The organism is Amnibacterium endophyticum, assembly GCF_042680685.1.
Lineage (GTDB): Bacteria > Actinomycetota > Actinomycetes > Actinomycetales > Microbacteriaceae > Amnibacterium > Amnibacterium endophyticum.
The window spans coordinates 47,600-73,350 of record NZ_JBHUEA010000007.1 but is presented as its reverse complement, the minus strand read 5'-3'; the positions used below and the strand labels follow the sequence as shown (position 1 = coordinate 73,350).

The following is a 25,751-nucleotide window of genomic DNA, read 5'->3' as shown; positions in this document are numbered from 1 at the left end:
ATGGCGATCGGATCGAAGAACCTGGCGCCCGCCGAGCTGGACTCGTTCGAGGACTCGCGGCTGACGGACGAGCTCCGTCGCGCGAAGGAGGAGCTGTTCAACCTGCGCTTCCAGTCCGCGACCGGCCAGCTCGAGGGCCACGGGCGGGTGCGCGCGGTCAAGCGCGACATCGCCCGCATCTACACGGTGATGCGCGAGCGCGAGCTCGGCATCCGCGCGACGCCGGCTCCCGCCGCCCTCCCGGAGGCGAAGCCGAAGCGGTCGCGCAAGAAGGCCGACGACACCGCCGCCGAGACGGCGACTGAGGAGACGAACTGATGGCGAAGGTCGACGAGACCGCCGCTGCCGGTCACGAGCACGCGGCGCACGACGTCCGCGACGACAGCGCGCGCGGCTACCGCAAGGTCCGCCGCGGCTACGTGGTCAGCGACAAGATGCAGAAGACGATCGTGGTCGAGGTCGAGGACCGCGTGAAGCACCCGCTGTACGGCAAGGTCATCCGCCGCACCAGCAAGGTGAAGGCGCACGACGAGGCCGGCACCGCCGGCGTCGGCGACCTCGTCGTGATCAGCGAGACGCGCCCCCTGTCCGCCACGAAGCGCTGGCGCCTCGTCGAGGTCCTGGAGAAGGCCAAGTGATCCAGCAGGAGTCCCGCCTCAAGGTCGCCGACAACACGGGCGCCAAGGAGCTGCTGACCATCCGTGTCATGGGCGGCTCCGGTCGTCGCTACGCGGGCCTCGGCGACGTGATCGTCGCCACGGTCAAGGACGCGATCCCGGGCGGCAACGTGAAGAAGGGCGACGTCGTCAAGGCGGTCGTCGTCCGCACCCGCAAGGAGGTCCGTCGCCCCGACGGCTCCTACATCAAGTTCGACGAGAACGCCGCCGTGATCCTGAAGAACGACGGGGACCCGCGCGGGACCCGCATCTTCGGCCCGGTCGGCCGCGAGCTGCGCGACAAGCGCTTCATGAAGATCATTTCGCTCGCCCCGGAGGTGATTTGAACATGGCCAAGATCAAGAAGGGCGATCTCGTCCAGGTGATCACCGGCGCCAAGCAGGACCGCGGCGGCGACCGCGGCAAGCAGGGCACCGTGCTCGAGGTCCTGAAGGACAGCGACCGGGTCGTCGTCGAGGGCGTCAACTTCGTCACGAAGCACACCCGCGTCGGCCAGTCGGCGCGCGGCTCCCGCGAGGGCGGCATCGAGACCGTCGAGGCCCCCATCCACATCTCCAACGTCGCGCTGGTCGACCCCGAGACGAAGAAGCCGACTCGCGTCGGTCACCGCGTCGAGCAGGTCGAGAAGGACGGCGTCACCAAGACGGTGCGCGTCCGCTACGCGAAGAAGTCCGGGAAGGACCTGTAGAGACATGAGCGACACGACTGTTGCGCCGGCTGAGAAAGTTCAGCCGCGCCTGAAGCAGAAGTACCGCGACGAGATCCTGCCGAACCTCAAGCAGGAGTTCGGGTTCGCGAACGTCCACCAGGTCCCCGGCCTGGTCAAGGTCGTCGTGAACACCGGCGTCGGCGAGGCCGCCCGCGACGGCAAGATCATCGACGGCGCCGTGGCGGACCTGACCAAGATCACCGGTCAGAAGCCGCAGGTCACCAAGGCCCGCAAGTCCATCGCCCAGTTCAAGCTGCGCGAGGGCCAGCCCATCGGCGCGCACGTCACGCTTCGCGGCGACCGGGCGTGGGAGTTCCTCGACCGCCTGCTGTCCCTGGCGCTGCCCCGCATCCGCGACTTCCGCGGCCTGTCGGACCGCCAGTTCGACGGCAACGGCAACTACACGTTCGGCCTCACCGAGCAGTCCGTCTTCCACGAGATCGACCAGGACCGCATCGACCGCGTCCGCGGCTTCGACATCACCGTGGTGACGACCGCGAAGACCGACGACGAGGGCCGCGCCCTGCTGCGCGCCCTCGGTTTCCCGTTCCGCGCCGCCTCCTGAGGCGCGCGGGGCTCCGTAGCAGGTCCGGCCGATCGGCCGGAAACCCGACGAAAGAAGCACACCCATGACGATGACCGACCCGGTCGCGGACATGCTGACCCGCGTGCGCAACGCCAACTCGGCGTTCCACGAGCAGATCAGCCTGCCGCACTCCAAGCTCAAGGCGAACATCGCCGAGATCCTGAAGGCCGAGGGCTACATCACCGACTGGAGCGTCGAGGACGCCCGCGTCGGCAAGACCCTGAACGTGTCCCTGAAGTACGGCCCGAACCGCGAGCGGTCGATCGCCGGCATCAAGCGCGTGTCGAAGCCCGGCCTCCGCGTGTACGCGAAGTCGACCGAGATCCCCAAGGTGCTCGGCGGCCTCGGCGTCGCGATCCTGTCCACCTCCTCCGGTCTGCTGACCGACCGGCAGGCGACCGAGAAGGGCGTGGGCGGGGAAGTACTCGCCTACGTGTGGTGATCTGACATGTCCCGAATCGGACGACTCCCCATCGACATCCCCTCCGGCGTCGACGTGACCGTCAACGGCAGCACCGTGACGGTGAAGGGCCCCCGCGGCCAGCTCGCGCACGTCGTGCCCGCTCCGCTCACGGCGGCGGTCGAGGACGGCCGCGTCGTGGTGTCGCGCCCCGACGACGAGCGCCGCTCCAAGTCGCTGCACGGCCTCACCCGCACCCTGATCGCGAACCAGATCCTGGGCGTGACGCAGGGCTACAGCAAGGGCCTCGAGGTCGTCGGCACCGGCTACCGGGTGCAGGCGCGCGGCGCGAACATCGAGTTCGCGCTCGGCTTCAGCCACCCCGTCGTCGTCGAGCCGCCGGCCGGCATCACCTTCACGGTCGAGGGCAACAACCGCCTCACCGTGTCGGGGATCGACAAGCAGGCCGTCGGCGAGACCGCCGCGAACATCCGCAAGATCCGCAAGCCCGAGCCCTACAAGGGCAAGGGCGTCCGGTACGCCGGCGAGAACGTGCGCCGCAAGGCCGGGAAGAGTGGGAAGTAGTCATGGCGAACACGTCTCGCAGCGCCGCGCGTGACAAGCGTCACGCCCGGCTGCGCAAGCGCATCTCCGGCACCGGCAGCACGCCGCGCCTCGTGGTGAACCGCTCGGCCCGTCACGTCTTCGTCCAGCTGGTCGACGACACGGTCGGCAGGACCCTCGCCTACGCCTCCACCATGGAGGCCGACCTGCGCGGGTCCGACGACGACAAGACCGCGAAGGCCAAGCGGGTCGGCGAGCTGCTCGCCCAGCGCGCGAAGGCCGCCGGCATCGACTCCGCCGTGTTCGACCGCGGCGGCAACAAGTACGCGGGCCGCGTCGCGGCCATCGCGGACGGCGCCCGTGAAGGAGGGCTGAGCCTGTGACCGACACCAAGAACACCGGGACCGGTGCGGGCGACGCCCTCGCCGAAGCACCCGTCGAGACCGCTGCGGGGACCGACTCGATCAGCCGCGACAACCGCCTCTCGCGCGGTCGCGGCGGTCAGGGCGACCGCAGCGGCGGCGGCCGGGGCGGCCGTGACGGCGGCGGTCGCGGCGGTCGCGACAACCGCGGCGGGGACAGCAACTTCCTCGAGCGCGTCGTCACGATCAACCGCGTCTCCAAGGTCGTGAAGGGCGGTCGTCGCTTCAGCTTCACCGCCCTCGTGATCGTGGGCGACGGCAACGGCACCGTCGGGGTCGGCTACGGCAAGGCCCGCGAGGTCCCGACGGCCATCAGCAAGGGCGTCGAGGAGGCGAAGAAGAACTTCTTCCGCGTCCCCCGCGTCGCCGCGACCATCCCGCACCCCGTCCAGGGCGAGGCCGCGGCCGGCGTCGTGCTGCTGCGTCCCGCCGCCGCCGGTACCGGCGTCATCGCGGGCGGTCCCGTCCGCGCCGTGCTGGAGTGCGCGGGCATCCACGACGTGCTGTCGAAGAGCCTCGGCTCGTCGAACACGATCAACATCGTCCACGCGACCGTGGCGGCCCTGAAGCAGCTCGAGGAGCCGAGTGCCGTCGCCGGCCGTCGTGGGCTCGACATCGACGCGGTCGTCCCGGCCCGCCTGCTCCGCGAGCAGGCCGCTGCGCAGCGCGTCCAGAAGGCGAGTGCCTGATGGCCACCCTGCGTGTGACCCAGATCAAGTCCAAGGTGAGCGAGAAGCAGAACCAGCGCGACACGCTGCGTTCGCTGGGCCTCAAGCGCATCGGCCAGTCGGTCGAGCGCGAGGACACCCCGCAGACGCGCGGCTACGTCCGCACCGTCGCCCACCTCGTGAAGGTCGAGGAGATCGACTGATGAGTGATGAGAAGAACGAGCGGGCCGAGAAGGTCTCGCTGCTGAAGGTGCACCACCTCCGCCCGGCTCCGGGTGCGAAGAAGGACCGCACCCGCGTCGGCCGCGGTGAGGGCTCGAAGGGCAAGACCGCCGGTCGCGGCGGCAAGGGCACGAAGGCCCGCTACCAGGTCCGCCCGGGCCTGGAGGGCGGCAACCTCAACTTCGTGATGCGCAGCCCGAAGCTGAAGGGGTTCAAGAACCCGTTCCGCGTCGAGTACCAGGTCGTGAACCTGGACAAGCTGGCGGTCCTCTACCCCGAGGGCGGCGACGTGACGGTCGCCGATCTCGTGGCCAAGGGCGCGGTGCGCAAGAACGAGAAGGTGAAGGTCCTCGGGACCGGCGAGATCGCGGTTAGTCTGACTGTCGCCGTGGACAAGGTGTCCGAGTCGGCGCAGCAGAAGATCCTGGCCGCGGGCGGCTCGGTCGCCTGACCACCTGAACGATCGGGGCCTCTGCTGGAGAGCAGGGGCCCCGTTCCATGTCCGGCGAGCGCGCCGGGTACCCATGAACCGGGCCACGGAAGGTGGAAGCCAGTGCTCAGTGCTGTCGCGCGGATATTCCGCACGCCCGACCTGCGCCGCAAGGTGCTGTTCACCCTCGGCATCATCGCGATCTTCCGGCTCGGCTCGTTCGTGCCGGCGCCGTTCGTCAGCTTCGCGAACGTGCAGGCCTGCCTCAGCAGCCAGCAGGCGGGCACGAGCGGCCTCTACGAGCTGGTCAACCTGTTCAGCGGCGGTGCGCTGCTGCAGCTGTCGATCTTCGCGCTGGGCATCATGCCCTACATCACGAGCTCGATCATCGTGCAGCTGCTGCGCGTGGTCATCCCCCGCTTCGAGGCCCTGTACAAGGAGGGCCAGGAGGGGCAGGCGAAGCTCACCCAGTACACGCGCTACCTGACCATCGCGCTCGGCGTCCTGCAGTCCACGACGCTGATCACCGTCGCGCGCAGCGGCGCGCTGTTCGGCACGACCGATTCCGCGGCGTGCACGAACCTCATCACCAACGCGGCCCCGTGGGCCACGGTCCTGATGGTGCTGACCATGACCGCCGGCACCGGCCTCATCATGTGGATGGGCGAGCTGATCACCGAGCGCGGCGTCGGCAACGGCATGTCGCTGCTGATCTTCACCGCCATCGCGGCCCGCTTCCCGCAGTCGATCATCGCGATCGGCCAGGCGCAGAGCATCGAGGTGGCCGTCCTGGTCGTCGCGATCGGCGTCGTGATCGTCGGCCTCGTGGTCTACGTCGAGCAGTCGCAGCGGCGCATCCCCGTGGAGTACGCGAAGCGGATGGTCGGTCGCCGCACCTACGGCGGCAACAACACCTACATCCCGATCAAGGTGAACATGGCGGGCGTCGTGCCGGTCATCTTCGCCTCGAGCCTGCTGTACCTGCCTGCGCTGATCGCGCAGTTCAACCAGCCGCGCAACGGCCAGCCGCCTGCGGCCTGGGTGACCTGGATCCAGAACTACCTGACGCAGGGGAACCACCCCCTGTACATGGCCCTCTACTTCCTGCTCATCGTCGGGTTCACCTACTTCTACGTCGCGATCACCTTCAACCCGGAGGAGGTCGCCGACAACATGAAGAAGTACGGCGGGTTCATCCCCGGCATCCGCGCCGGGCGCCCCACGGCCGAGTACCTCGACTACGTGCTGACCCGCGTGACGCTGCCCGGGGCGATCTACCTGGGGCTGCTCGCGCTGATCCCGCTCATCGCCTTCGTGCTGATCGGCGCGAACCAGAACTTCCCGTTCGGCGGCGCTTCCCTGCTGATCATCGTCGGCGTCGGGCTCGAGACCGTGAAGCAGATCGACTCGCAGCTGCAGCAGCGGCACTACGAAGGCCTGCTCCGCTGATGCGGATGCTGGTGATCGGCCCTCCCGGGGCCGGCAAGGGCACGCAGGCCGAGCGCATCGCCGGGCGGTACGGCATCCCGGCGATCTCGACCGGCGACATCTTCCGCGCGAACGTGTCGCAGGGCACCCCGCTCGGGCGGCAGGCGAAGGACTTCATGGATCGCGGCGCGTACGTGCCCGACGAGCTCACGAACGCCCTCGTGCTCGACCGGCTCGCGCAGGACGACACCGCGAGCGGCTTCCTGCTCGACGGCTTCCCCCGCACGCTGCCGCAGGTGTCGACGCTGGACGACTGCCTCGCCGAGCAGGGCGGGGCGCTCGACGCCGTCGTGCAGCTCGTCGCGGAGTCCGACGAGGTCGTGACGCGCCTGCTGAAGCGCGCCGAGCTGCAGGGCCGCAGCGACGACACGGAGGACGTGATCCGGACCCGCCTCGAGGTCTACCGCGAGCAGACGCACCCGCTGGTCGCGGTCTACGCCGACCGCGGACTGCTCGTGAGCGTCGACGCGGTGGGGGACCCGGACGAGGTCACCGAGCGCATCCTCACCGCCATCGGCGGCCGCGTCATCGGCTGAGCCGCCCCGATCGCGACCGGGGCCGGCGGTGCCGGACGCGGCAGGGCGGGCGCCGAAAGACTGGTATCGTGGCCCGTTGGCGTCGTCGCATGTCCTCGTGGCATGCGCAGGCTCCGGGCCCGGCCCGGTCCCTCAGGACGTCATCATCCCCGCATGACCAGTGATCGGTCGTGCGCCGCGGCGCTGAGCCGCGGCCCGACCGCAGTGACGAAGTGAGGCCATGGCCAAGAAGGACGGTGTCATCGAGATCGAGGGCGCAGTGGTCGAAGCACTGCCCAATGCGATGTTCCGCGTGGAGCTGAGCAACGGGCACAAGGTGCTCGCCCACATCTCGGGGAAGATGCGACAGCACTACATCCGCATCCTGCCCGAGGACCGCGTCATCGTCGAGCTGAGCCCGTACGACCTGACCCGCGGCCGGATCGTCTACCGCTACAAGTAGACCCCGGCCTCGTCGCCGCCGCTGGGAAGTAACGGCCGCGCCGCACCGCACGGTGCTGCGCGGTACGAGGACAGCGAGAAGAGGAAATCCCATGAAGGTCGCGCCTTCCGTCAAGCCCATCTGCGAGCACTGCCGCGTGATCCGCCGCCACGGCCGGGTCATGGTCATCTGCTCGGTGAACGTCCGTCACAAGCAGCGCCAGGGCTGACCCGGGACCCCGCGAGGGTCCCGCCGACAACTGAACACGTACAGGCGGAACCAGAACCCGCCGGTCCTTGCGGCCGGCGGGGGACACCCCGGGCACGGAGGCCCGGGCACCGGCACCGCTCCACACCTCCGTGATCCCGACAGGAGATCCGCATGGCGAGACTCGCCGGCGTCGACATCCCGCGCGAGAAGCGCGTGGAGGTCGCACTCACCTACATCTACGGCGTGGGGCGCACCCGTGCCGCTGAGACGCTGAAGGCGACGGGCGTGAGCCCGGACACCCGCGTCCGCAACCTCACCGACGACGAGCTCGTGGCGCTGCGCGACCACATCGAGGGCACGTACAAGGTGGAGGGCGACCTCCGCCGCGAGGTCGCCGCCGACATCCGCCGCAAGGTCGAGATCGGCTCGTACGAGGGCCTGCGTCACCGCCGCGGCCTGCCGGTGCGCGGTCAGCGCACGAAGACCAACGCGCGCACCCGCAAGGGCCCGAAGCGCACCGTGGCCGGCAAGAAGAAGGCCGGGCGCAAGTAAGCGCTCGCGGACGAGGAGACACACATGGCTACCCCCAAGAGCGCCGCGCGCAAGCCGCGCCGCAAGGAGAAGAAGAACGTCGCCATCGGCCAGGCGCACATCAAGTCGACGTTCAACAACACGATCGTCTCGATCACCGACACCACCGGTGCCGTGATCAGCTGGGCCTCCTCCGGCGGCGTGGGCTTCAAGGGCTCGCGCAAGTCGACGCCCTTCGCCGCGCAGCTGGCCGCCGAGTCCGCCGCGCGTCAGGCGCAGGAGCACGGCATGAAGAAGGTCGACGTCTTCGTCAAGGGCCCGGGCTCGGGCCGCGAGACCGCGATCCGCTCGCTCCAGGCCGCCGGCCTCGAGGTCGGGTCGATCAACGACGTGACGCCGCAGGCCCACAACGGCGTCCGCCCGCCGAAGCGCCGCCGCGTCTGACGCCTCCCTCCGCGGATCAGGAGCCCCTCGCCTCCGGCGCGAGGGACTCCTGATCCGCGGGACCCTCTCCAACCCACCTCGAAGCGTCATATAGCGGACGCGAAAGGACACCAACCGTGCTCATCGCACAGCGCCCCACCCTCGCCGAGGAGCCGATCAGCGAGTTCCGCTCGCGGTTCGTCATCGAGCCGCTCGAGCCGGGCTTCGGCTACACGCTCGGCAACTCCCTCCGCCGCACCCTGCTCTCGTCCATCCCGGGCGCGGCCGTCACGTCCATCCGCATCGAGGGCGTGCAGCACGAGTTCACGACGATCCCCGGTGTGAAGGAGGACGTCACCGAGATCATCCTGAACATCAAGCAGCTGGTCGTGTCGTCCGAGCACGACGAGCCCATTACCGCCTACCTGCGCAAGCAGAGCGAGGGCCCCGTCACGGCCGCCGACATCTCGGCGCCGGCCGGCGTGGAGATCCACAACCCCGACCTGCTGATCGCGACGCTGAACGAGTCGGCCCGCTTCGACCTCGAGCTGACGGTCGAGCGCGGCCGCGGCTACGTCTCCGCGACGCAGAACCGCAGCGAGTTCAGCGAGGCCGGCCAGATCCCGGTCGACTCGATCTACTCGCCCGTCCTCAAGGTCACCTACCGCGTTGAGGCGACGCGCGCCGGTGAGCGCACCGACTTCGACCGCCTGGTCGTCGACGTCGAGACGAAGCCGGCGATCAGCCCGCGCGACGCGATCGCGTCCGCCGGCCGCACGCTGACCGAGCTGTTCGGCCTCGCCCGCGAGCTGAACAGCGCGGCCGAGGGCATCGAGATCGGCCCCGCTCCGCTCGACCAGGTGCCGTCCTCCGAGCTGTCGATGCCGATCGAGGACCTGGACCTGTCGGTCCGCTCCTACAACTGCCTGAAGCGCGAGGGCATCAACACCGTCAGCGAGCTCGTCTCGCTGTCGGAGACGCAGCTGATGAACATCCGCAACTTCGGGCAGAAGTCCGTCGACGAGGTGAAGGACAAGCTCGTCGAGCTCGGCCTGTCGCTGAAGGACGCCGTGCCCGGCTTCGACGGCACCCACTTCTACTCCGGCTACGACGACGAGGAGAACTGATCATGCCGAAGCCCGCCAAGGGTCCCCGCCTCGGTGGCGGTCCCGCGCACGAGCGCATGCTGCTCGGTCAGCTCGCCTCGCAGCTGTTCGAGCACCGGTCCATCCAGACGACCGAGGCGAAGGCCAAGCGTCTGCGCCCCGTCGCCGAGCGGCTCGTCACGTTCGCGAAGCGCGGCGACCTGCACGCGCGTCGTCGCGTGATGCGCACGATCAACGACAAGACCGTCGTGCACGAGCTCTTCACCGAGATCGCCCCGCTCGTCGCGGAGCGCCAGGGCGGCTACACCCGGATCGTGAAGACCGGCTTCCGCAAGGGCGACAACGCGCCGATGGCCGTCATCGAGCTCGTGCTCGAGCCGGTCGCCGGTCAGCGCCGCGCGTCCCGCACCACCTCGCCGTCGGCCTCCGCGCCCGCCGCGAGCGACGTGCCTGTCGAGGACACGAACACGATCGAGGAGTCAGCTCCCGTCGAGTCCGAGGCGGAGACGCCGGCCGCGACCGAGGTCGAGTCCGAGGCGGCCGAGACCGCCGAGGGCACGGAGCCGGCCGAGGGCCCCGCCGAGGGCGAGCCCGCCCCGGACGACGACGCCCCGCCGACCGTCACCCGCTAACGATCGACCCTTCGAGAGGGCCGCGCACCGCTCGGTGCGCGGCCCTTTTCATCTTGTAGGCAGATCTCGGTCTCGAACCGCGATCTGCCTACAAGATGAAGGCCATGGCCGCGCCCGCTACCACCGTCCGCGTCGGGGACCGCGAGGTCCGCGTCACGAGCCCCGACCGCGTCGTGTACGAGGCGACCGAGCGCACGCCCGAGGTCACCAAGCGGCAGGTGTGCGAGTACTTCGCCTCCGTCGGCGACGCGCTGATGCACGCCTGCCGGGACCGGCCGACCGCGCTCGAGCGCTGGCCGGGCGGGTGGCGCGAGGGGATGACGCTGTCGACGGCGGTGAACGGCCAGCCGCAGAACGGGGAGGGCTTCTACTCCAAGCGGCTGCCGAAGGGTGCGCCGGACTGGGTGGCGACCACCCGGGTGTCCAGCCCGAACGGCCGGCCGATCGACGAGCTGCGGCTGTCCGAGCCCGCCGCCGCGGTGTGGGCGGCGCAGATGGGGACGCTCACGCTCCACCCGTGGGCGGTCCGCGCGGACGACGTCGAGCACCCCGACGAGCTGCGCATCGACCTCGACCCGCAGCCGGGCACCGGGTTCGCCGAGGCGAAGCGCGTGGCGTTCCTCGCCCGCGCCGTGCTGCAGGAGGTCGGCGTCGAGCCGTTCGTGAAGACGAGCGGCAACCGCGGCGTCCACGTCTACGTCCGCATCGAGCCGCGCTGGACGTTCGAGGAGGTGCGCCACGCGGCGATCGGCCTGGGCCGCGAGCTGGAGCGCCGCGACCCGGGCGTCACGACGGCGTGGTGGAAGGAGGAGCGTGGCGAGCGGCTGTTCGTCGACTTCAACCAGAACAACCGGGACCGCACCATCGCCTCCGCCTGGAGCCTGCGGCCGCGCCCGGGTGCGCCCGTCTCGACGCCGCTGACGTGGGAGCAGCTCGAGGTCGCCGACGACCCGCGGGACTTCAACCTGTTCACCGTCGGCGACCACCTGGCGGCCGGCGACCCGTGGGCGTCGATGGACGACGTCCACCACTCGATCGATGCGCTGCTGGAGCTGTGGGAGACGCTGCCGGGCGGCGAGCTGAACTTCCCGCCGGACTACCCGAAGATGCCGGGGGAGCCGCCCCGGGTGCAGCCGTCGAAGAAGGTCGCGGACCACTGGGACGGCGACGGCAACCGCGTCCCCTGACCGCGCGCCGCTACCCCCAGACGGCGCGCACGCGCTCGGCGACCGACGCCGCCTGCGCGCGGCCGGCGAGCGCGGCGGGCCGGCGGGACGCCTGCGCGAGGGAGTTCGTGCCGAAGGCCGCCGCCGACGCCGCGTCGGGCAGGACGACGACGACCTCGGCGTCGCGGCGCAGCTCGGCGACCGCGTCCTCGAGCCCCGGGCCGAGCGGGTTCCCCGGGATCTCGGGCCCGCAGGCCAGGACGACGACGCGCTCCGCGCCGCGGGCGAGGTCGGCGTTGGTCGCCGAGCGCATGCCGCCGTCCATCCACCGGCGCCCGTCGATCTCGACGGTCGGGTAGACGACCGGGACGGCGCAGCTCGCCGCGACCGCGGCCGCGAGCGGCACGCCGGAGCCGCGGTCGAAGACGCGGAAGGCGCCGTCCTCGGCGTCGACGGCGGTCACCCGCAGGTCGCCCTCCGGCCACTCGGTGCCGCCGATGAGCCCGGCGAACACCGCGACGCGTTCCGCCTGCCCGTCTGCGGAGACCCGTCGGGCGAGCGCGCCGAGGCGGGAGCGGGCCTCCTCGGGCGACGCGGCGGGGGAGGCGAGCGCCTCGGCCGCCGCCTGCATGAACCGGTCGGTGTCGGGGGACGCGCCGAGCGCCGACGACTCGACGGGCTCGTCCTCGCTGATCGCCGCCTGCCACGCCGCCGCGCTCGCGCCCGACCGCAGCAGGGCGCCCGCGACCGAGCCGGCCGAGGTGCCGATCACGCGGTCGGCCGAGCCGAGGTCGACGCCCGCCTCCGCGAGGCCGACGAGCATCCCGGTCTCCCACGCGATCCCGGCGACTCCGCCGCCGCCCAGCACCAGAGCCCGTCCACCGTCCATGCCTCCGGTCTACCGGCCGCCGCCTGGCCGGGACCGGGGAGCGGCGCGATCAGGTCAGGATCGCTCCGAGGTCGTACGCGTGGGGGACCTCCAGCTGCGCGAAGGTGCAGGAGCGCGCCTCGCGGTCCGGGCGCCAGCGCTCGAACTGGACGGTGTGCCGGAAGCGGTCGCCCTCCATCTGGTCGTACCGCACCTCGACGACGCGCTCCGGACGGAGGCGCACGAACGAGGTGTCCTTGTTCGACGAGAAGCGGTTGCGGTCGCTCTCCCCGGTCATGGCCTCGCCGTCGTCGCCGCGCAGCACCACCGGCGCGAGCTCGTCGATCAGCTCGTCGCGCTTCCGCGTCGTGAACGCCGAGATGCCGCCGATCTGGCGCAGCCCGCCGTCGGCGTCGAAGAGCGACACGAGCAGGGAGCCGACGCCGCGGCCGCTCCTGTGGATCCGGTACCCCGTCACGATCACGTCGGCGGTGCGGTGGTGCTTCACCTTCAGCATCGTCCGCTTCCCGGGCTCGTACACGGCGTCGACCGGCTTCGCGACCACGCCGTCGAGCCCTGCGCCCTCGAACTCGGCAAGCCAGCGCTCCGCGAGCGAGGGGTCGTCGGTCACCCGCGTCACCGACAGCGGGCCCGACGGCGCGGGCAGCAGCGCCTCGAGGCGGCGCCGGCGCTCGCCGAACGGCACGTCGAGCAGGGACTCGTCGCCGTCCGCCAGCAGGTCGAAGGCGACGAAGCGCGCCGGGGTCTCCTCCGCCAGCCGCGCGACGCGCGAGGCCGCGGGGTGGATGCGCTGCGACAGGGCCTCCCAGTCGAGCCGCTGGTCCCCGGGGTCGCCGGCCGGCACGACGACCTCGCCGTCGAGCACGCACGGCCCCGGCAGCGCCGCGGCGAGCCCCTCGACGAGCTCGGGGAAGTACCGGGTCAGCGACTTGCCGCCGCGGCTGCCGATCTCGAGGCGCTCCCCGTCCCAGGCGACGACGCCCCGGAACCCGTCCCACTTCGGCTCGTAGAGCAGCGCGCCGCCGCCGGGCGCGGTCGCGGGCACGCCGGTCACCGCCTTCGCGAGCATCGGCTCCAGGGACGCGTCGACGGTGACCACGCGCACATCCTGCCGCGAGTCCGACACCATGGAGGCGTGGGCGAGGACCGGATGCGGGTGCGGCTCGACCTCGCGTACGACGGCACCGCGTTCTCGGGCTGGGCGGCGCAGCCCGGCCTGCGCACGGTGCAGGGCGTGCTCGAGGCGGCGCTCGCGATCGCGTCCCGCGCCGAGGGCGACCCGCCGCGACTGACCGTCGCGGGCCGCACCGACGCCGGGGTGCACGCGACCGGTCAGGTGGCGCACGTCGACCTCGCGCCGGCGGAGGCGGCGGCGCTCGCGGGCCGTCGCGGCGGGATCGACGCGATCGCCGCACGCCTCACCGGCATGACCGACGGCGACGTCGTCGTCCACCGGTCCTCGCTCGCCCCCGCCGGCTTCGACGCGCGCTTCTCGGCGTCGTTCCGCCGCTACCGCTACCGCATCGCCGACTCGCTGCCGCTGCAGGACCCGCTGCAGCGCGGGCGCACCCTCCACCACCCGCGGCGGCTGGACGACGGGGCGATCGCCGAGGCCTTCGCCGACGTCGCCGGGCTGCACGACTTCGCGGCCTTCTGCAAGCCGCGCCCCGGCGCGACGACCATCCGCGACCTGCGGTCCTTCACCTGGCGGCGCGAGGAGGGCGTGCTCGTCGCGGAGGTGCTGGCCGACGCCTTCTGCCACAACATGGTCCGCGCCCTCGTCGGCGCCGGGCTCGCGGTCGGGGGCGGGCGCCTGCAACCCGCCCGCATCGGCGAGCTGCTCGCCGCGACCGCGCGATCGAACGAGTTCGCGCTCGCGCCGCCGCACGGCCTCACGCTCGTCGAGGTCGGCTACCCGCCCGATGAGGGGCTCGCGGCGCAGGCGGACCGCGCCCGCGCACGACGCGCCTGACATCCGCTACCCTGGTACGGCTCGTGTTGCGGACGCTCGCGCACGGGCTCGAGCCCTCCACCCGCTCGTTCCGCTCCGGCAGGGGCATGGAACGGGCATCGGAGCGGGATCCACGACCACCTCGACAGAAAGCGTGACACCGTGACGCGCACCTACAGCCCCAAGGCTGCCGAGATCACCCACGACTGGGTCGTCATCGACGCGACCGACGTCGTGCTCGGCCGCCTCGCCAGCCACGCCGCCGCCCTGCTCCGCGGCAAGCACAAGGCGACCTTCGCCCCGCACCTCGACAGCGGCGACTTCGTCATCATCGTGAACGCCGACAAGGTCGCGCTCACCGGCTCGAAGAACGAGAAGAAGATGGCCTACCGCCACTCGGGCTACCCGGGCGGCCTGAAGGCGACCAGCTACTCGGAGCTGCTGGAGAAGCAGCCGGCCCGCACGGTCGAGAAGGCCATCCGCGGCATGCTGCCGAAGAACTCGCTCGGCCGTGCGCAGATCAAGAAGCTGAAGGTGTACGCCGGGGCCGAGCACCCGCACGCCGCCCAGCAGCCCACGCCGTACACGCTCGACCAGGTCGCCCAGTAGAGCGCCGGACAGGACAGACACGAACATGGCACGCATCGCAGACTCCATCGACACCCCCGCGACCTTCAGCACGGCCTCCGAGGCGCCCGCGACCACCGTCGAGCGCCCGCCGCTGACGGTCCCCGGCGCGGCCGTCGGTCGCCGCAAGCAGGCGATCGCCCGCGTCCGCCTGATCCCGGGCGCCGGCACGATCACCGTGAACGGCCGCACGTTCGAGGACTACTTCCCGAACAAGCTGCACCAGCAGCTGATCAACGACCCGTTCACCGTCCTGCAGCTCGGCGGCGCATACGACGTGATCGCGAAGATCTCGGGCGGCGGCCCCTCCGGCCAGGCCGGTGCGCTGCGCCTCGGCATCTCGCGGGCGCTGAACGAGATCGACGCGGAGAACAACCGTCCGGGCCTGAAGAAGGCCGGCTTCCTCAGCCGCGACGCGCGCGTCAAGGAGCGCAAGAAGGCCGGCCTCAAGAAGGCCCGCAAGGCGCCGCAGTTCTCCAAGCGCTGATCCGCGCCGGCACCACCTGATCGATGGCCCGGCTCTTCGGCACCGACGGCGTGCGTGGCCTCGCGAACCGCGAGGTCACGCCCGCCCTCGCCCTCTCGCTCGCGCAGGCCGCGGCCCATGTCCTCGGCGCCGAGCCGAGGGGGGAGGGGCGCAGGCCGCTCGCCGTCCTCGCCCGCGACCCGCGGATCTCGGGGGACTTCATCGCCTCGGCGACGGCGGCGGGGCTCGCCGCCTCGGGCGTCGACGTCTACGACGCGGGCGTCATCCCGACCCCCGCGGCCGCGTACCTGATCGCGGACATCGGCGCCGACTTCGGGGTGATGATCAGCGCCTCGCACAACCCCGCCCCGGACAACGGGATCAAGATCTTCGCCCGCGGCGGCAGGAAGCTGCCGGACGAGGTCGAGGACCGGATCGAGGCGGCGATGGCGCTGCCTCCGCTCGCGCCGACCGGGGCCGAGGTGGGGCGCATCCAGCGGTTCGCCGACGCCGAGGACCGCTACGTCGTCCATCTCGTCGAGACGCTGCCGCACCGCCTCGACGGCCTGCGCATCGTGCTCGACTGCGCGAACGGGGCCGCCGCAGGCGTGTCGCCGGAGGCGTTCCACCTCGCGGGCGCGGAAGTGGTCACCATCGGCAACGACCCCGACGGCGTGAACATCAACGACGGAGTCGGCTCCACGCACCTCGGCCCGCTGCAGGCGGCGGTGCTCGCGGAGGGCGCGGACCTCGGCATCGCGCACGACGGGGACGCCGATCGCTGCCTCGCGGTCGACGGCACCGGGCAGGTGGTCGACGGCGACCGCATCATGGCGATCCTCGCGAAGTCGATGCTGCAGCGCGGCGTGCTGCGGCAGTCGACCCTCGTGACCACCGTGATGAGCAACATCGGGCTGCACCGGGCGATGCGCGGCGCGGGCATCGAGGTCGTGCAGACCCGGGTCGGCGACCGCTACGTGCTCGAGGAGCTCGGTGCGCGGGGGCTCTCCCTCGGCGGCGAGCAGTCCGGCCACGTCATCATGAGCGACTTCGCGACGACGGGCGACGGCCTGCTCACCGGCCTGCACATCGCCGCGGAGGTGGCGAGGTCGGGGCGCTCGCTCGCGGCGCTGGCCGGCGAGATCGCCATCTTCCCGCAGGTGCTGGTGAACGTGCGGGAGGTCGACCGGACCCGGACGTCGGACGAGCAGCTGCTCGCCGCGATCGCGGAGGCGGAGGCCTCGCTCGGCGACTCCGGGCGGGTCCTCGTGCGCGCGTCGGGCACCGAGCAGATGGTCCGCGTGATGGTGGAGGCCGCCGAGCACGCGACCGCGCAGACCGTGGCGGAGTCGTTGGCCGAGGTCGTGCGCGCGCGCCTCGCCCTGGCCCCGAACCCGTGACCGCGGTCGGGGAGCCGCCGGTCGCGGGTGCGCGCACCGTCCGGCGGCTGCTGGTCGTCGGGGTCGCCCTGATGCTGCCGAGGCTCGTGCTGGTCTGGTTCCTGCTGCCGCCGGCCTTCGACCTGCTGCTCGTCGTCGCGACGCTCGTGTTCGTCGCCGGGCTGTTCTGCATCGCCGCCGCGCTGATCCGGCACCAGCTGCGGCGCGGACGCCGACTGCTCTGGACGGGCCTGGCCGGGCTCGCCCTGGTGCTGCTGGCGGGGCTCGTCATCGGGGTCGCGCCCGCGGGCGGGGACGCGGTCGCCTACGACGGCGGCCTCCTCACCCCGCTGCCGGTCGCGCTCTACAACTACCTCTACCTCGCGGTCGGCGCGGCCTCCCAGCTGGGGCTCGTGCTGCTGCTCGGCTCGTTCGCCACGGGCGTCGGGCGCCTCCTGGCACGCCGGCGCTGACCGGCGCAGCGCCGGATCCGCGCCTCAGATCTTCCGCAGCAGCACGGTTCGGACGGCGTGGTCCTCCGCCTTGCGCAGCACGAGGGTCGCTCGGGACCGCGTCGGGAGGATGTTCTCGCGCAGGTTCGGCTCGTTGATCTCCGCCCAGATCCGGGAGGCCGTCGTGCGGGCCTCGTCCGGGCTCAACGACGCGAACCGGTGGAAGTAGGACCTGGGCGACGCGAAGGCCGCCGTCTGCAGGCTGCGGAAGCGGCGGACGTACCACTCCTCGATGTCGGACGTGCGAGCGTCGACGTAGATGCCGAAGTCGAACAGGTCGCTGACCGCGAGGCCCTGCCGCTGCGCCGGTTGCAGCACGTTCAGCCCCTCGACGATGAGGATGTCCGGCCGGTGCACGACGACCTCGCGGTCGGGGACGATGTCGTAGGCCTCGTGCGAGTAGACCGGCGCGGACACCTGGTCGGCCCCGCTCTTCACCGCCGTCACGAAGCGGAGCAGCGCGCGCCGGTCGTACGACTCCGGGAAGCCCTTGCGATCGAGGATGCCCCGCCGCTCCAGCTCGGCGTTCGGCAGCAGGAACCCGTCCGTCGGCACGAGCTCGACCCGGGGCGTGTCCGTCCATCGGGCGAGCAGGTCGCGCAGCAGGCGGGCGACCGTCGACTTGCCGACCGCGACGGACCCGGCGACGCCGATCACGAAGGGCGTGGTCGCGGAGCGCGTGCCGAGGAAGGCGCTCGTGCGCGCGTGCAGCTGCCGGGCGCCGGTGGCGTACAGGTTGAGCAGGCGGCTGAGCGGCAGGTAGACCTCGGCGACCTCGTGCGCGTCGAGCGGCTCGTCGATCCCGGCCAGCCGCTGCAGCTCGGCAGGTGCGAGGGGCTGCGGCATGTCCGCGGCGAGGGCGGCCCACTCGGCGCGCTCGATCTCGACGAACGGGCTCGGACCGTGCGCGCCTCGGTCCGTCACGTCGCACGAGCGTAGCCGCCGTGCCGGCCGCGCACGGGGGAGCCCGCCCCCGCGGGTGGGGAGGGCGCGACGCGGCCCGGATACACTCGGCCCGATGTGCGGGATCGTCGGATACGCAGGCCCTCGTGACTCCGTGGAGGTGCTGCTCGGCGGGCTGAGGCGCCTCGAGTACCGCGGGTACGACTCCGCCGGGGTCGCCGTGATCGGCGACGACGGCGCGCTCACGACGCACAAGCGGGCGGGCAAGCTCGGCGTCTTGGAGCGCGACCTCGACCGCTCGCCGCTGCCCGCGTCGCGGACGGGCATCGGCCACACCCGGTGGGCGACCCACGGCGGCCCGACGGACGGCAACGCGCACCCGCACCTCGGCGACGACGGCCGGCTGGCGCTGATCCACAACGGGATCATCGAGAACTTCGCGGCGCTGAAGGACGAGCTGCTCGCGGACGGGTACGCGTTCCAGTCGGAGACCGACACCGAGGTCGCTGCCGTGCTGCTCGGCCGCGAGTACGGCCGCACGAAGGACCTGCTCGCCGCGTTCCGGGCCGTCGTCGGCCGCCTGCACGGCGCCTTCACGCTGCTCGCGGTGCACGCGGACGAGCCGGGGCTCGTCGTCGGCGCGCGCCGCAACTCCCCGCTGGTCGTCGGGCTCGGTGAGGGGGAGCAGTTCCTCGGCTCCGACGTCGCGGCCTTCGTCCAGTACACCCGCCGGGCCGTGGCGATCGGGCAGGACCAGATCGTGGCCATCCGCCCCGACGGCATCGCGCTCACCACCTTCGACGGCGAGCCGGTCGAGGGCGAGGAGTACGAGGTCGCCTGGGATGCCTCGGCGGCCGACAAGGGCGGCTGGTCCTCGTTCATGGCGAAGGAGATCAGCGAGGAGCCCGAGGCGCTGGAGGCGACCCTGCTCGGCCGCGTCCACGACGGGCTCGTGGTGCTGGACGAGATCGAGGGCGGGTTCCCGGACGACGTCCTGCGCGGCGTCGACCGGATCGTGCTGCTCGGCGCCGGCACGGCCGCGTACTCGGGCCTGCTCGGCAAGTACGCGATCGAGAAGTGGGCGGGCGTGCCGGTGGAGGTGGAGCTCGCGCACGAGTTCCGCTACCGCGACCCGGTGCTGTCGGAGCACACCCTGGTGGCGTCGATCAGCCAGTCCGGGGAGACGATGGACACGCTGATGGCGGTCAAGTACGCGCGGGAGCGCGGGGCGCGGACGCTGTCGATCTGCAACACGCAGGGCGCGACGATCGCCCGCGAGTCCGACGCCGTGCTCTACACGCGCGCCGGGCCGGAGGTCGCCGTCGCCTCGACGAAGGCGTTCACGGCGCAGGTCGTGGCGCTGTACCTCTTCGGGCTGCACCTCGGGCGGGTGCGCGGCGCGCTCTCCGACGCGGACTCCCGCGGGCTCGTGGCGGAGCTGCAGGCGCTGCCCGCCAAGCTGCAGGAGGTCCTCGCGCAGGGCGGGGAGGTGCGCGAGATGGCCCGGCAGATGTCGGACACCCGCAGCGTCCTGTTCCTCGGCCGCCACGTCGGCTACCCGGTCGCGCTCGAGGGCGCGCTGAAGCTGAAGGAGCTCGCCTACATCCACGCCGAGGGCTTCGCGGCCGGCGAGCTGAAGCACGGTCCGATCGCCCTGATCGAGCCGGGACAGCGCGTCTTCGTCGTCGTGCCGAGCCCGCGGGACTCGAACAGCCTCCACCCGAAGGTCGTCTCGAACATCCAGGAGATCCGCGCCCGCGGCGCCTACGTGCTCGCGGTGGCGGAGGCCGGGGACGTGGCGGTGCTGCCGTTCGCGGACGAGGTGCTGCGCATCCCGCTCGCGGGGCCGATGTTCGAGCCGCTGCTCGCCGTCGCGCCGCTGCAGCAGTTCGCGATGGAGCTGGCGGCGGCGAAGGGCCTCGACGTCGACCAGCCCCGCAACCTCGCGAAGTCCGTCACGGTCGAGTAGGTGCGCATGCAGCGGTGCGGCGGATGATCCTCGGCATCGGGGTCGACGTGGTCGACATCGCCCGGTTCGGCCGGTCGCTCGAGCGCACGCCTCCGCTCAAGGACCGGCTCTTCGCCCGGTCGGAGCGCGACCTGCCGCTGTCGTCGCTGGCCGCTCGCTTCGCGGCGAAGGAGGCGCTGATCAAGGCGTCGGGCGACTCCACGGGGTTCACCTGGCACGACATGGTCGTCAAGAGCGACCCGTCGCGCCGGCCCGTGCTCGTCACGAGCGGCGAGGTGGCGCGCCGGCTCGCCCTCATCGGCGTGACGTCGACGCACCTGTCGCTCAGCCACGACGCGGGCATCGCGAGCGCCTTCGTGGTGCTCGAGGGGCCGTGAGCGTCGCCCGGCCCGGGCGCGGACCCGGGCGCGGACACGGGTCGGCGGCGCCGGTGCGCGAGGCGCGGGTGAGCCGGGCCGCGATCGCGGCGAACGTGCGGCACCTGCGCGAGGTGGCGGGCACGCCGGACCTCATGGCGGTCGTGAAGGCCGACGGCTACGGGCACGGCGCGGAGATCGCCGCGCGGGCGGCGCTCGACGGCGGCGCCACCTGGCTCGGGATCGCGGATCCGGACGAGGCCCTCGCGCTGCGGGCCGCGGGGATCGACGCGCCGCTGCTCGCCTGGATCCTGCACGCCGACGCCGACTTCGGCCCCGTCGCCGCGGCCGGGATCGACCTCGGGGTGTCGAACGAGCGGCAGCTGGAGCGGGTCGCCGCGACGGCGCCCGGTGCGGTCGTGCAGCTGAAGCTCGACACGGGGCTGTCCCGCAACGGGTTCGCGCCGGAGGCCTGGGCGGCGGCCTGCACGCGCGCGGCCGAGCTGGAGCGGGCGGGCCGGATCCGGGTCCGCGGGGTCTTCAGCCACCTCGCCAACACGTCGGCCGAGGAGGACGCGCGGGCGGAGCGGCGGTTCGCCGACGGCGTCCGCGCGGCCCGTGACGCGGGGCTCGACCCCGCGCTGGTCCACCTCTCGAGCACCGCAGCCGCCCTCGGGCGGCCGCAGACCGGGCTCACGATGGTGCGCTGCGGCATCGGGATCTACGGGCTGGCGCCGGACGGGCTCGGCGAGAGCGCCCCGCTCGGTCTGGTGCCGGCGATGACCCTCGTGACCGAGGTCGCGGCGGTCCGGCGGGTCGCGGCCGGCGCGGGGGTCTCGTACGACCACGTCTGGCGCGCGGAGCGCCCCACGACGCTCGCGCTCGTGCCGATGGGCTACGCGGACGGCGTGCCCCGGGCCGCGTCGAACCGGGCCGAGGTGCTGCTCGGCGGGCGCCGGCGGCCGGTCCGCGGTCGGATCGCGATGGACCAGTTCCTCGTCGACGTCGGCGACGACGCGATCGAGGTCGGCCAGGAGGTCGTGCTGCTCGGCGATCCTCGGACGGGGGCGCCGTCCGCGGCCGAGTGGGCGCGGTGGGCGGACACCATCGACTACGAGATCGTGACGCGGATCGGCGCCCGCGTCCGGCGGGTGCCGGTGTGACCGAGCGGCTCGAGGTGCCCGACGCCGAGGCGATGCACGCGCTGGGCGTGCGCCTCGGCGGCCTGCTGCGCGCCGGCGACCTCCTCGTGCTGACCGGGCCGCTCGGCGCGGGGAAGACGACGCTGGCGACGGGCCTCGGGGAGGGTCTCGGCGTCCGCGGGCCCGTCAGCAGCCCGACGTTCGTGCTGGCGCGCACCCATCCCTCGCTCGTCGGCGGGCCGCCGCTCGTGCACGTCGACGCCTACCGGCTGTCGTCGCCGGCGGAGCTGGACGACCTCGACCTCGACCTGGAGGCCTCGGTGGTCGTCGTGGAGTGGGGCGCGGGGATGGTCGACGGCATGGCCGACTCCGTGCTCGAGGTCCGCATCGCGCGCGCGGACGACGACACGCGGCGGGTCGAGCTGGAGCCGACGGGTCCGCGCTGGGCCGCCGGCGTGCTCCTCGGGGCCTGAAGCGGGCCACGCTCGCGGGAGCCTCGGTCTCGGGCTCCTCCGTCGTACCTCGACCAGCGGGAGGTGGTCGGCTCGCGCGCTCGTAGGCTTGCGGGCGTGCTGCTGGCGGTCGACACCTCTGGTGCGACCTCCGTCGCCGTGGTCGAGGAGGACGGCTCCGTCGTCCGGGCGGCGTCGAGCGACGACCCCAGGGGCCACGCCGAGTCCATCGGACCGCTGCTCGCCGAGGTGCTGCACGGCCTCGACCGCGCCGCGATCACCGGCGTCGCGGTCGGCGTCGGGCCCGGGCCGTACACGGGGCTGCGCGTCGGCATGGCCGCCGCGCGCGCCGCGGCGCTCGCGCTCGGGGTGCCGGAGCTGCCGGTCCTCAGCCACGACGCGCTCGCGCTCGCGGCGCTCGAAGCGGGCACCGGGCTGCCGCTCGTGGTCGTCGCGGTCGCGAAGCGGCGCGAGCGCTTCGCGACGGTCTACCGCGAGCTGGACGGCGCGGCGCTCCCTCGCCGGGCCGGGGAGCCCGCGGTCGGCGCGGACGTGGTGCCCGAGGCCCTGCCACGGGCCGAGGGCGCGGTGGACGCCGCGCTGCTCGGCCGGATCGCCGCGCTGCGCCGTACCGCCGACGTCCCGCTGGAGCCCGCGGAGGCCCGCTACCTCCGGAGCCCGGACGTGACGCTCTCGACGCCGAAGCGGGTCGGCTCGTGAGCGCCGCGATCCGGGCCGCGACGGAGGCGGACCTGCCGGCGGTGATGGCGATCGAGCGCGCGAGCTTCCCGACCGACGCCTGGAGCGAGGCGATGATGCGGGAGGCGCTCGCCTCGGGCCACGCCTCGGTCGCCGAGGACGCGCGCGGCGTCGTCGGCTACTGCGCGGTCCTCGCGCCCGCCGGCAGCGGCGACGCCGACGTGCTCACGATCGCCGTCGCGGAGGGGGCCCGCCGCGAGGGCACCGGCGCGGCGCTGCTCGAGCGGATGATCACGACGGCGCGGGAGCGCCGCGCGCGACGCCTCTTCCTCGAGGTCCGCGCCGACAACCCGGTCGCGCAGCGCCTCTACGAGTCGCGCGGCTTCCGGGCCGTCGGCCGGCGTCCCCGGTATTACCAGCCGGACGGCGTCGACGCGATCGTGATGCGCCTCGACCTGGCGGCCGCCGCATGAGCGCCGCGCCGCTGGTCCTCGGCATCGAGACCTCCTGCGACGAGACGGGCGTCGGGATCGTGCGGGGCCGCGAGGTGCTCGCGAACACCATCGCGAGCTCGATGGCGGAGCAGGCCCGCTACGGCGGCGTCGTGCCCGAGATCGCCGCCCGGGCGCACCTCGAGGCGCTCCGCCCCACGCTCGACGCGGCGCTCGCGGAGGCGGGCGTCGGGCTCGGCGACCTCGACGCGATCGCGGTGACCGCCGGGCCCGGGCTCGCCGGCGCGCTGATGGTGGGCGTCGGCGCGGCCAAGGGGCTCGCGGCCGCGACCGGGCTGCCGCTGCACGGCGTGAACCACCTCGTCGGCCACGTGACCGCCGACCTGCTGCACGCCCGCGGCGCGGAGCCGCAGCCGGAGGAGCTCCCGACCGTGGCGCTGCTCGTCTCCGGCGGCCACACCTCCCTGCTGCTGGTCCGCGACCTGCTGACCGACGTCGAGCCCCTCGGCGAGACCCTCGACGACGCGGCGGGGGAGGCGTTCGACAAGACCGCCCGCCTGCTCGGCCTGCCCTACCCGGGCGGCCCCTCGATCGACGCGGCGGCCGCCGACGGCGACCCGGCCGCGATCCGCTTCCCTCGCGGGCTCTCGAGCGGCAAGGACCGGCAGCGGCACCGCTTCGACTTCTCCTTCTCCGGACTGAAGACCGCGGTCGCGCGGCACGTGGAGGCGGCGGGCGACGACCTGCGCGTCGCCGACGTCGCGGCGGGCTTCCGCGAGGCGGTCGTCGACGTCCTCGTGACGAAGGCGCTCGACGCCTGCGCCGAGACGGGGGTGCCGCGGCTGCTGCTGGGCGGCGGCGTGGTGGCGAACCGCCGGCTCCGCGACGTCGCCGTTCAGCGGTGCGCGGCGGCCGGCGTGGCGCTCCGCATCCCGCCCTTCTCGCTGTGCACCGACAACGGGGCCATGATCGCGGGCCTCGGCGCCCGGCTCGTCGCCGCGGGCGTCGCGCCGAGCCCCCTCGGCTTCGGCGTCGACTCGACCCTGCCCGTCCCGGTCGTCCAGGTCTGACGCCGGCGCTCCGCCCGGGACCGGGCGCGGATCGCGCTGGACACGGCCCCTCGGTCCGTTGACACCCCGCTCCGTGCGCTGGGACCATGACGGACCGTCCCCACGTGAGGAAGCCATGAGCGACTACCAGCCCACGCCCCCGAGCTCGACCCCCTACACCGGGGCGCCGTCCACCCAGGGGCGCACGAACGTGCTCGCGATCATCGCGCTCGTCCTCGCGTTCGTGGTCGCGCCCGGCGGCATCATCTGCGGCCACATCGCCCTCAGCCAGATCAAGCGCACGGGGGAGCAGGGCCGCGGCCTCGCGCTCGCCGGCACGATCCTCGGCTACGTCTTCACGATCGGCTACGTGCTGCTGTTCGTCGGGTTCGTCGCACTCGCGGTCGCGGTCAACAACTCCGGATTCTCGACCAGCCCCTGACCGCGCCCCCGGGCATCGGCTCAGCGGAGGCGGCGGCACAGCAGCGCGACGCGGCGCTTGATCGTCCGCGTCGCGATGAGCACCGCCTCGCCGTCGCCCTTGAGGCCGAGCCGGCGCCGGAACGCGGCCGGCTCGAGGTCCACGCCGCGCTTCTTGACCTCGAGCCGCCCGATCCCGCGCGCCCGCAGCTCGCGGGCGATGAGGCGCGGGTCGAGGGGGAGCACCGCCTCCACGGCGAAGCGGTCGAGGAACGGCGACGCCTCGATCGCATCGCCGGTCAGGTAGGCGATGCCGGGCCCGACCGGGTGCGAGCCCGTGGCCCGCGCCAGGTCGCCGAGCAGGCCCGACCGGATCACCGCGCCGTCGGGCTCCGCGACGACCCCGCCGAGCGGCCCCGGCGGCACGTCGACCGCGGGACCCGGCCCGGTCAGCTCCGCGGCGCCGGCACGGCCGAGCACGAGCGCGGCGCGACCGGTGCCGGGCCGCGCGAGACCGCCGGACCAGAGCACCAGCTCGGCGACCTCGCGCCCGCTCGACACCCACTGCGCCTCCACGCCCGGCGGGATCAGCTCGTGGTCGAGGCCCGGCGCCAGCTTGACCCCGGCGGCCCGCTCGCTGAGGAGCCCGGCGACGAAGTCGAGGGACGGGGACCAGTCGTCCGGGCGCAGGCGACGGGTGTCGGAGTGCCCGGCGGTGCGTCGCGCCGGGTCGAGCCAGACCGCGGCGCCGTCCGCCGCCTCCGTCGTCTCGGCCTCGCCGACCTCGACGCGGGCGCCCGGGAACGGGGCGAGGTTGTGCCGGGCGAGCGCAGCGGTGACCGGGTCCCGCTCCACGGCCCGCACCGCGAGGCCCGCGGCCGCGAAGGCGAGCGCGTCGCCCCCGATCCCGCAGCCCAGGTCGACGACGTCGTCGAAGCCGGCGGCCCGCACCCGTGCCGCGTGCTCCGCCGCGACCTCGCGGCGGGTCGCCTGCTCGAGCCCGGCCCGGGTCAGCAGCAGTCGCGCCGCATCCGGGCCGAGCCGCCCGGCGGCCCGCCGACGCAGGTCGGCCTGCGTGAGCAGGGCGGCGGTCTCGCCGGCCGAGAAGCCCGCCCGGCGCAGCGCCGCGGAGCGGGCGAACGGATCGGGCGTCCCCGGCAGCGCGGCCTCGGCCTCGAGCGCGGCGGCTCCCCGCGGGCTCATCAGGAGGTCCGCCTCCGCCTGCTCCACGGCCGTCACCGTACCTGGCACTCGGGTTGGACGAGTGCCAGGCGGGGTGCGTAGGATCGCTGAC

Annotated in this window: 37 protein-coding genes; 33 read left to right on the top strand and 4 right to left on the bottom strand. The window is 73.1% G+C overall.

Annotated features, from left to right (window positions below; all coding sequences use genetic code 11):
• From rpmC to ACFSBI_RS06160, 20 genes are all read left to right on the top strand, one after another.
• Positions 1–318 (top strand): 50S ribosomal protein L29, encoded by a 318-nt coding sequence (rpmC, locus tag ACFSBI_RS06255; protein ID WP_377933117.1) that lies wholly within the window; start codon positions 1–3, stop codon positions 316–318.
• Complete coding sequence (gene rpsQ / locus ACFSBI_RS06250; protein ID WP_377933115.1) at positions 318–638, top strand: 30S ribosomal protein S17; 321 nt, start codon at positions 318–320, stop codon at positions 636–638. The genes rpmC and rpsQ overlap by 1 nt, the downstream gene beginning before the upstream one ends.
• Positions 635–1,003, top strand: coding sequence for a 50S ribosomal protein L14 (gene rplN / locus ACFSBI_RS06245; protein ID WP_377933113.1), 369 nt, complete (start codon positions 635–637; stop codon positions 1,001–1,003). The genes rpsQ and rplN overlap by 4 nt, the downstream gene beginning before the upstream one ends.
• Before the next feature lie 2 nt (positions 1,004–1,005).
• Positions 1,006–1,365: a 50S ribosomal protein L24 gene (gene rplX, locus ACFSBI_RS06240; protein ID WP_377933111.1), complete on the top strand. Its 360-nt coding sequence runs from the start codon at positions 1,006–1,008 to the stop codon at positions 1,363–1,365.
• 4 nt (positions 1,366–1,369) lie between these two features.
• On the top strand, positions 1,370–1,951 hold the full coding sequence (rplE, locus tag ACFSBI_RS06235; protein WP_377933110.1) for a 50S ribosomal protein L5: 582 nt from the start codon (positions 1,370–1,372) through the stop codon (positions 1,949–1,951).
• Between the two features lie 64 nt (positions 1,952–2,015).
• The gene (rpsH, locus tag ACFSBI_RS06230; RefSeq protein ID WP_377933108.1) at positions 2,016–2,414 is read left to right on the top strand and encodes a 30S ribosomal protein S8; all 399 of its coding nucleotides are present in this window, start codon (positions 2,016–2,018) and stop codon (positions 2,412–2,414) included.
• Between the two features lie 6 nt (positions 2,415–2,420).
• Positions 2,421–2,957, top strand: a complete 537-nt coding sequence (gene rplF, locus ACFSBI_RS06225; protein ID WP_377933106.1) for a 50S ribosomal protein L6 — start codon at positions 2,421–2,423, stop codon at positions 2,955–2,957.
• Positions 2,958–2,959: 2 nt separating this feature from the next.
• Positions 2,960–3,319, top strand: coding sequence for a 50S ribosomal protein L18 (rplR, locus tag ACFSBI_RS06220; RefSeq protein WP_377933104.1), 360 nt, complete (start codon positions 2,960–2,962; stop codon positions 3,317–3,319).
• Positions 3,316–4,047 (top strand): 30S ribosomal protein S5, encoded by a 732-nt coding sequence (gene rpsE / locus ACFSBI_RS06215; RefSeq protein ID WP_377933102.1) that lies wholly within the window; start codon positions 3,316–3,318, stop codon positions 4,045–4,047. The genes rplR and rpsE overlap by 4 nt, the downstream gene beginning before the upstream one ends.
• Positions 4,047–4,229 carry a 50S ribosomal protein L30 gene (rpmD, locus tag ACFSBI_RS06210; RefSeq protein ID WP_377933229.1) on the top strand — a complete coding sequence of 61 codons (183 nt, stop codon included), beginning with the start codon at positions 4,047–4,049 and terminating at the stop codon, positions 4,227–4,229. The genes rpsE and rpmD overlap by 1 nt, the downstream gene beginning before the upstream one ends.
• Complete coding sequence (rplO, locus tag ACFSBI_RS06205; RefSeq protein WP_377933227.1) at positions 4,226–4,699, top strand: 50S ribosomal protein L15; 474 nt, start codon at positions 4,226–4,228, stop codon at positions 4,697–4,699. The genes rpmD and rplO overlap by 4 nt, the downstream gene beginning before the upstream one ends.
• 102 nt (positions 4,700–4,801) lie before the next feature.
• Entirely contained in the window at positions 4,802–6,127 is a 1,326-nt protein-coding gene (secY, locus tag ACFSBI_RS06200) for a preprotein translocase subunit SecY (protein WP_377933100.1), read from the top strand.
• Positions 6,127–6,702, top strand: coding sequence for an adenylate kinase (locus ACFSBI_RS06195; protein WP_377933099.1), 576 nt, complete (start codon positions 6,127–6,129; stop codon positions 6,700–6,702). The genes secY and ACFSBI_RS06195 overlap by 1 nt, the downstream gene beginning before the upstream one ends.
• Positions 6,703–6,922: 220 nt before the next feature.
• Positions 6,923–7,144 (top strand): translation initiation factor IF-1, encoded by a 222-nt coding sequence (gene infA, locus ACFSBI_RS06190; RefSeq protein WP_055965022.1) that lies wholly within the window; start codon positions 6,923–6,925, stop codon positions 7,142–7,144.
• A gap of 91 nt (positions 7,145–7,235) precedes the next feature.
• A complete protein-coding gene (gene rpmJ / locus ACFSBI_RS06185) occupies positions 7,236–7,352 on the top strand; it encodes a 50S ribosomal protein L36 (RefSeq protein WP_119480711.1) in 117 nt (38 codons plus the stop codon).
• A gap of 152 nt (positions 7,353–7,504) precedes the next feature.
• Positions 7,505–7,885, top strand: coding sequence for a 30S ribosomal protein S13 (gene rpsM, locus ACFSBI_RS06180; RefSeq protein WP_377933097.1), 381 nt, complete (start codon positions 7,505–7,507; stop codon positions 7,883–7,885).
• A gap of 24 nt (positions 7,886–7,909) precedes the next feature.
• A complete protein-coding gene (rpsK, locus tag ACFSBI_RS06175; RefSeq protein ID WP_377933095.1) occupies positions 7,910–8,308 on the top strand; it encodes a 30S ribosomal protein S11 in 399 nt (132 codons plus the stop codon).
• Between the two features lie 116 nt (positions 8,309–8,424).
• Positions 8,425–9,414: a DNA-directed RNA polymerase subunit alpha gene (locus tag ACFSBI_RS06170; RefSeq protein WP_377933093.1), complete on the top strand. Its 990-nt coding sequence runs from the start codon at positions 8,425–8,427 to the stop codon at positions 9,412–9,414.
• Between the two features lie 2 nt (positions 9,415–9,416).
• Positions 9,417–10,025: a 50S ribosomal protein L17 gene (gene rplQ / locus ACFSBI_RS06165; RefSeq protein ID WP_377933091.1), complete on the top strand. Its 609-nt coding sequence runs from the start codon at positions 9,417–9,419 to the stop codon at positions 10,023–10,025.
• Between the two features lie 104 nt (positions 10,026–10,129).
• Positions 10,130–11,212: a DNA polymerase domain-containing protein gene (locus tag ACFSBI_RS06160; RefSeq protein ID WP_377933089.1), complete on the top strand. Its 1,083-nt coding sequence runs from the start codon at positions 10,130–10,132 to the stop codon at positions 11,210–11,212.
• Between the two features lie 10 nt (positions 11,213–11,222).
• Here ACFSBI_RS06160 and ACFSBI_RS06155 read toward each other — a convergent pair whose 3' ends face one another.
• Together ACFSBI_RS06155 and ACFSBI_RS06150 are read right to left on the bottom strand one after the other, a co-directional pair.
• Positions 11,223–12,080, bottom strand: coding sequence for a patatin-like phospholipase family protein (locus tag ACFSBI_RS06155; RefSeq protein ID WP_377933087.1), 858 nt, complete (start codon positions 12,078–12,080; stop codon positions 11,223–11,225).
• A gap of 49 nt (positions 12,081–12,129) precedes the next feature.
• Positions 12,130–13,209 (bottom strand): ATP-dependent DNA ligase, encoded by a 1,080-nt coding sequence (locus tag ACFSBI_RS06150; RefSeq protein ID WP_377933085.1) that lies wholly within the window; start codon positions 13,207–13,209, stop codon positions 12,130–12,132.
• A 6-nt stretch (positions 13,210–13,215) separates the two neighbouring features.
• On the opposite strand from ACFSBI_RS06150, the gene ACFSBI_RS06145 reads away from it, so the two are divergent.
• From ACFSBI_RS06145 to ACFSBI_RS06125, 5 genes are all read left to right on the top strand, one after another.
• Entirely contained in the window at positions 13,216–14,052 is an 837-nt protein-coding gene (locus ACFSBI_RS06145) for a tRNA pseudouridine synthase A (protein ID WP_377933083.1), read from the top strand.
• A gap of 141 nt (positions 14,053–14,193) precedes the next feature.
• Complete coding sequence (gene rplM, locus ACFSBI_RS06140; protein WP_377933081.1) at positions 14,194–14,640, top strand: 50S ribosomal protein L13; 447 nt, start codon at positions 14,194–14,196, stop codon at positions 14,638–14,640.
• Between the two features lie 25 nt (positions 14,641–14,665).
• Positions 14,666–15,145 carry a 30S ribosomal protein S9 gene (gene rpsI, locus ACFSBI_RS06135; protein WP_377933079.1) on the top strand — a complete coding sequence of 160 codons (480 nt, stop codon included), beginning with the start codon at positions 14,666–14,668 and terminating at the stop codon, positions 15,143–15,145.
• Between the two features lie 23 nt (positions 15,146–15,168).
• A complete protein-coding gene (gene glmM / locus ACFSBI_RS06130) occupies positions 15,169–16,524 on the top strand; it encodes a phosphoglucosamine mutase (RefSeq protein ID WP_377933077.1) in 1,356 nt (451 codons plus the stop codon).
• A complete protein-coding gene (locus ACFSBI_RS06125) occupies positions 16,521–16,976 on the top strand; it encodes a hypothetical protein (RefSeq protein WP_377933075.1) in 456 nt (151 codons plus the stop codon). The genes glmM and ACFSBI_RS06125 overlap by 4 nt, the downstream gene beginning before the upstream one ends.
• 24 nt (positions 16,977–17,000) lie before the next feature.
• Here ACFSBI_RS06125 and coaA read toward each other — a convergent pair whose 3' ends face one another.
• Positions 17,001–17,939, bottom strand: coding sequence for a type I pantothenate kinase (gene coaA, locus ACFSBI_RS06120; protein ID WP_377933073.1), 939 nt, complete (start codon positions 17,937–17,939; stop codon positions 17,001–17,003).
• A 94-nt stretch (positions 17,940–18,033) separates the two neighbouring features.
• Here coaA and glmS point away from each other — a divergent pair, with 94 nt between their 5' ends.
• The 8 genes from glmS (at position 18,034) to ACFSBI_RS06080 (ending at position 24,479) form a co-directional block, all read left to right on the top strand.
• Positions 18,034–19,887, top strand: coding sequence for a glutamine--fructose-6-phosphate transaminase (isomerizing) (glmS, locus tag ACFSBI_RS06115; protein ID WP_377933071.1), 1,854 nt, complete (start codon positions 18,034–18,036; stop codon positions 19,885–19,887).
• Between the two features lie 23 nt (positions 19,888–19,910).
• On the top strand, positions 19,911–20,264 hold the full coding sequence (locus tag ACFSBI_RS06110; RefSeq protein ID WP_377933225.1) for a holo-ACP synthase: 354 nt from the start codon (positions 19,911–19,913) through the stop codon (positions 20,262–20,264).
• Between the two features lie 53 nt (positions 20,265–20,317).
• Entirely contained in the window at positions 20,318–21,406 is a 1,089-nt protein-coding gene (alr, locus tag ACFSBI_RS06105; RefSeq protein WP_377933069.1) for an alanine racemase, read from the top strand.
• 32 nt (positions 21,407–21,438) lie between these two features.
• Entirely contained in the window at positions 21,439–21,858 is a 420-nt protein-coding gene (gene tsaE, locus ACFSBI_RS06100; RefSeq protein ID WP_377933223.1) for a tRNA (adenosine(37)-N6)-threonylcarbamoyltransferase complex ATPase subunit type 1 TsaE, read from the top strand.
• A gap of 96 nt (positions 21,859–21,954) precedes the next feature.
• Positions 21,955–22,557 (top strand): tRNA (adenosine(37)-N6)-threonylcarbamoyltransferase complex dimerization subunit type 1 TsaB, encoded by a 603-nt coding sequence (tsaB, locus tag ACFSBI_RS06095; RefSeq protein ID WP_377933067.1) that lies wholly within the window; start codon positions 21,955–21,957, stop codon positions 22,555–22,557.
• Positions 22,554–23,009 (top strand): ribosomal protein S18-alanine N-acetyltransferase, encoded by a 456-nt coding sequence (rimI, locus tag ACFSBI_RS06090; RefSeq protein ID WP_377933065.1) that lies wholly within the window; start codon positions 22,554–22,556, stop codon positions 23,007–23,009. The genes tsaB and rimI overlap by 4 nt, the downstream gene beginning before the upstream one ends.
• Positions 23,006–24,058 carry a tRNA (adenosine(37)-N6)-threonylcarbamoyltransferase complex transferase subunit TsaD gene (tsaD, locus tag ACFSBI_RS06085; RefSeq protein ID WP_377933064.1) on the top strand — a complete coding sequence of 351 codons (1,053 nt, stop codon included), beginning with the start codon at positions 23,006–23,008 and terminating at the stop codon, positions 24,056–24,058. The genes rimI and tsaD overlap by 4 nt, the downstream gene beginning before the upstream one ends.
• Positions 24,059–24,173: 115 nt before the next feature.
• Positions 24,174–24,479 (top strand): DUF4190 domain-containing protein, encoded by a 306-nt coding sequence (locus tag ACFSBI_RS06080; protein WP_377933062.1) that lies wholly within the window; start codon positions 24,174–24,176, stop codon positions 24,477–24,479.
• A 20-nt stretch (positions 24,480–24,499) separates the two neighbouring features.
• Here the strand turns inward: ACFSBI_RS06080 and ACFSBI_RS06075 are convergent, their stop codons facing one another.
• Entirely contained in the window at positions 24,500–25,687 is a 1,188-nt protein-coding gene (locus ACFSBI_RS06075) for a THUMP-like domain-containing protein (protein ID WP_377933060.1), read from the bottom strand.
• Between the last annotated feature and the right edge of the window lie 64 nt (positions 25,688–25,751).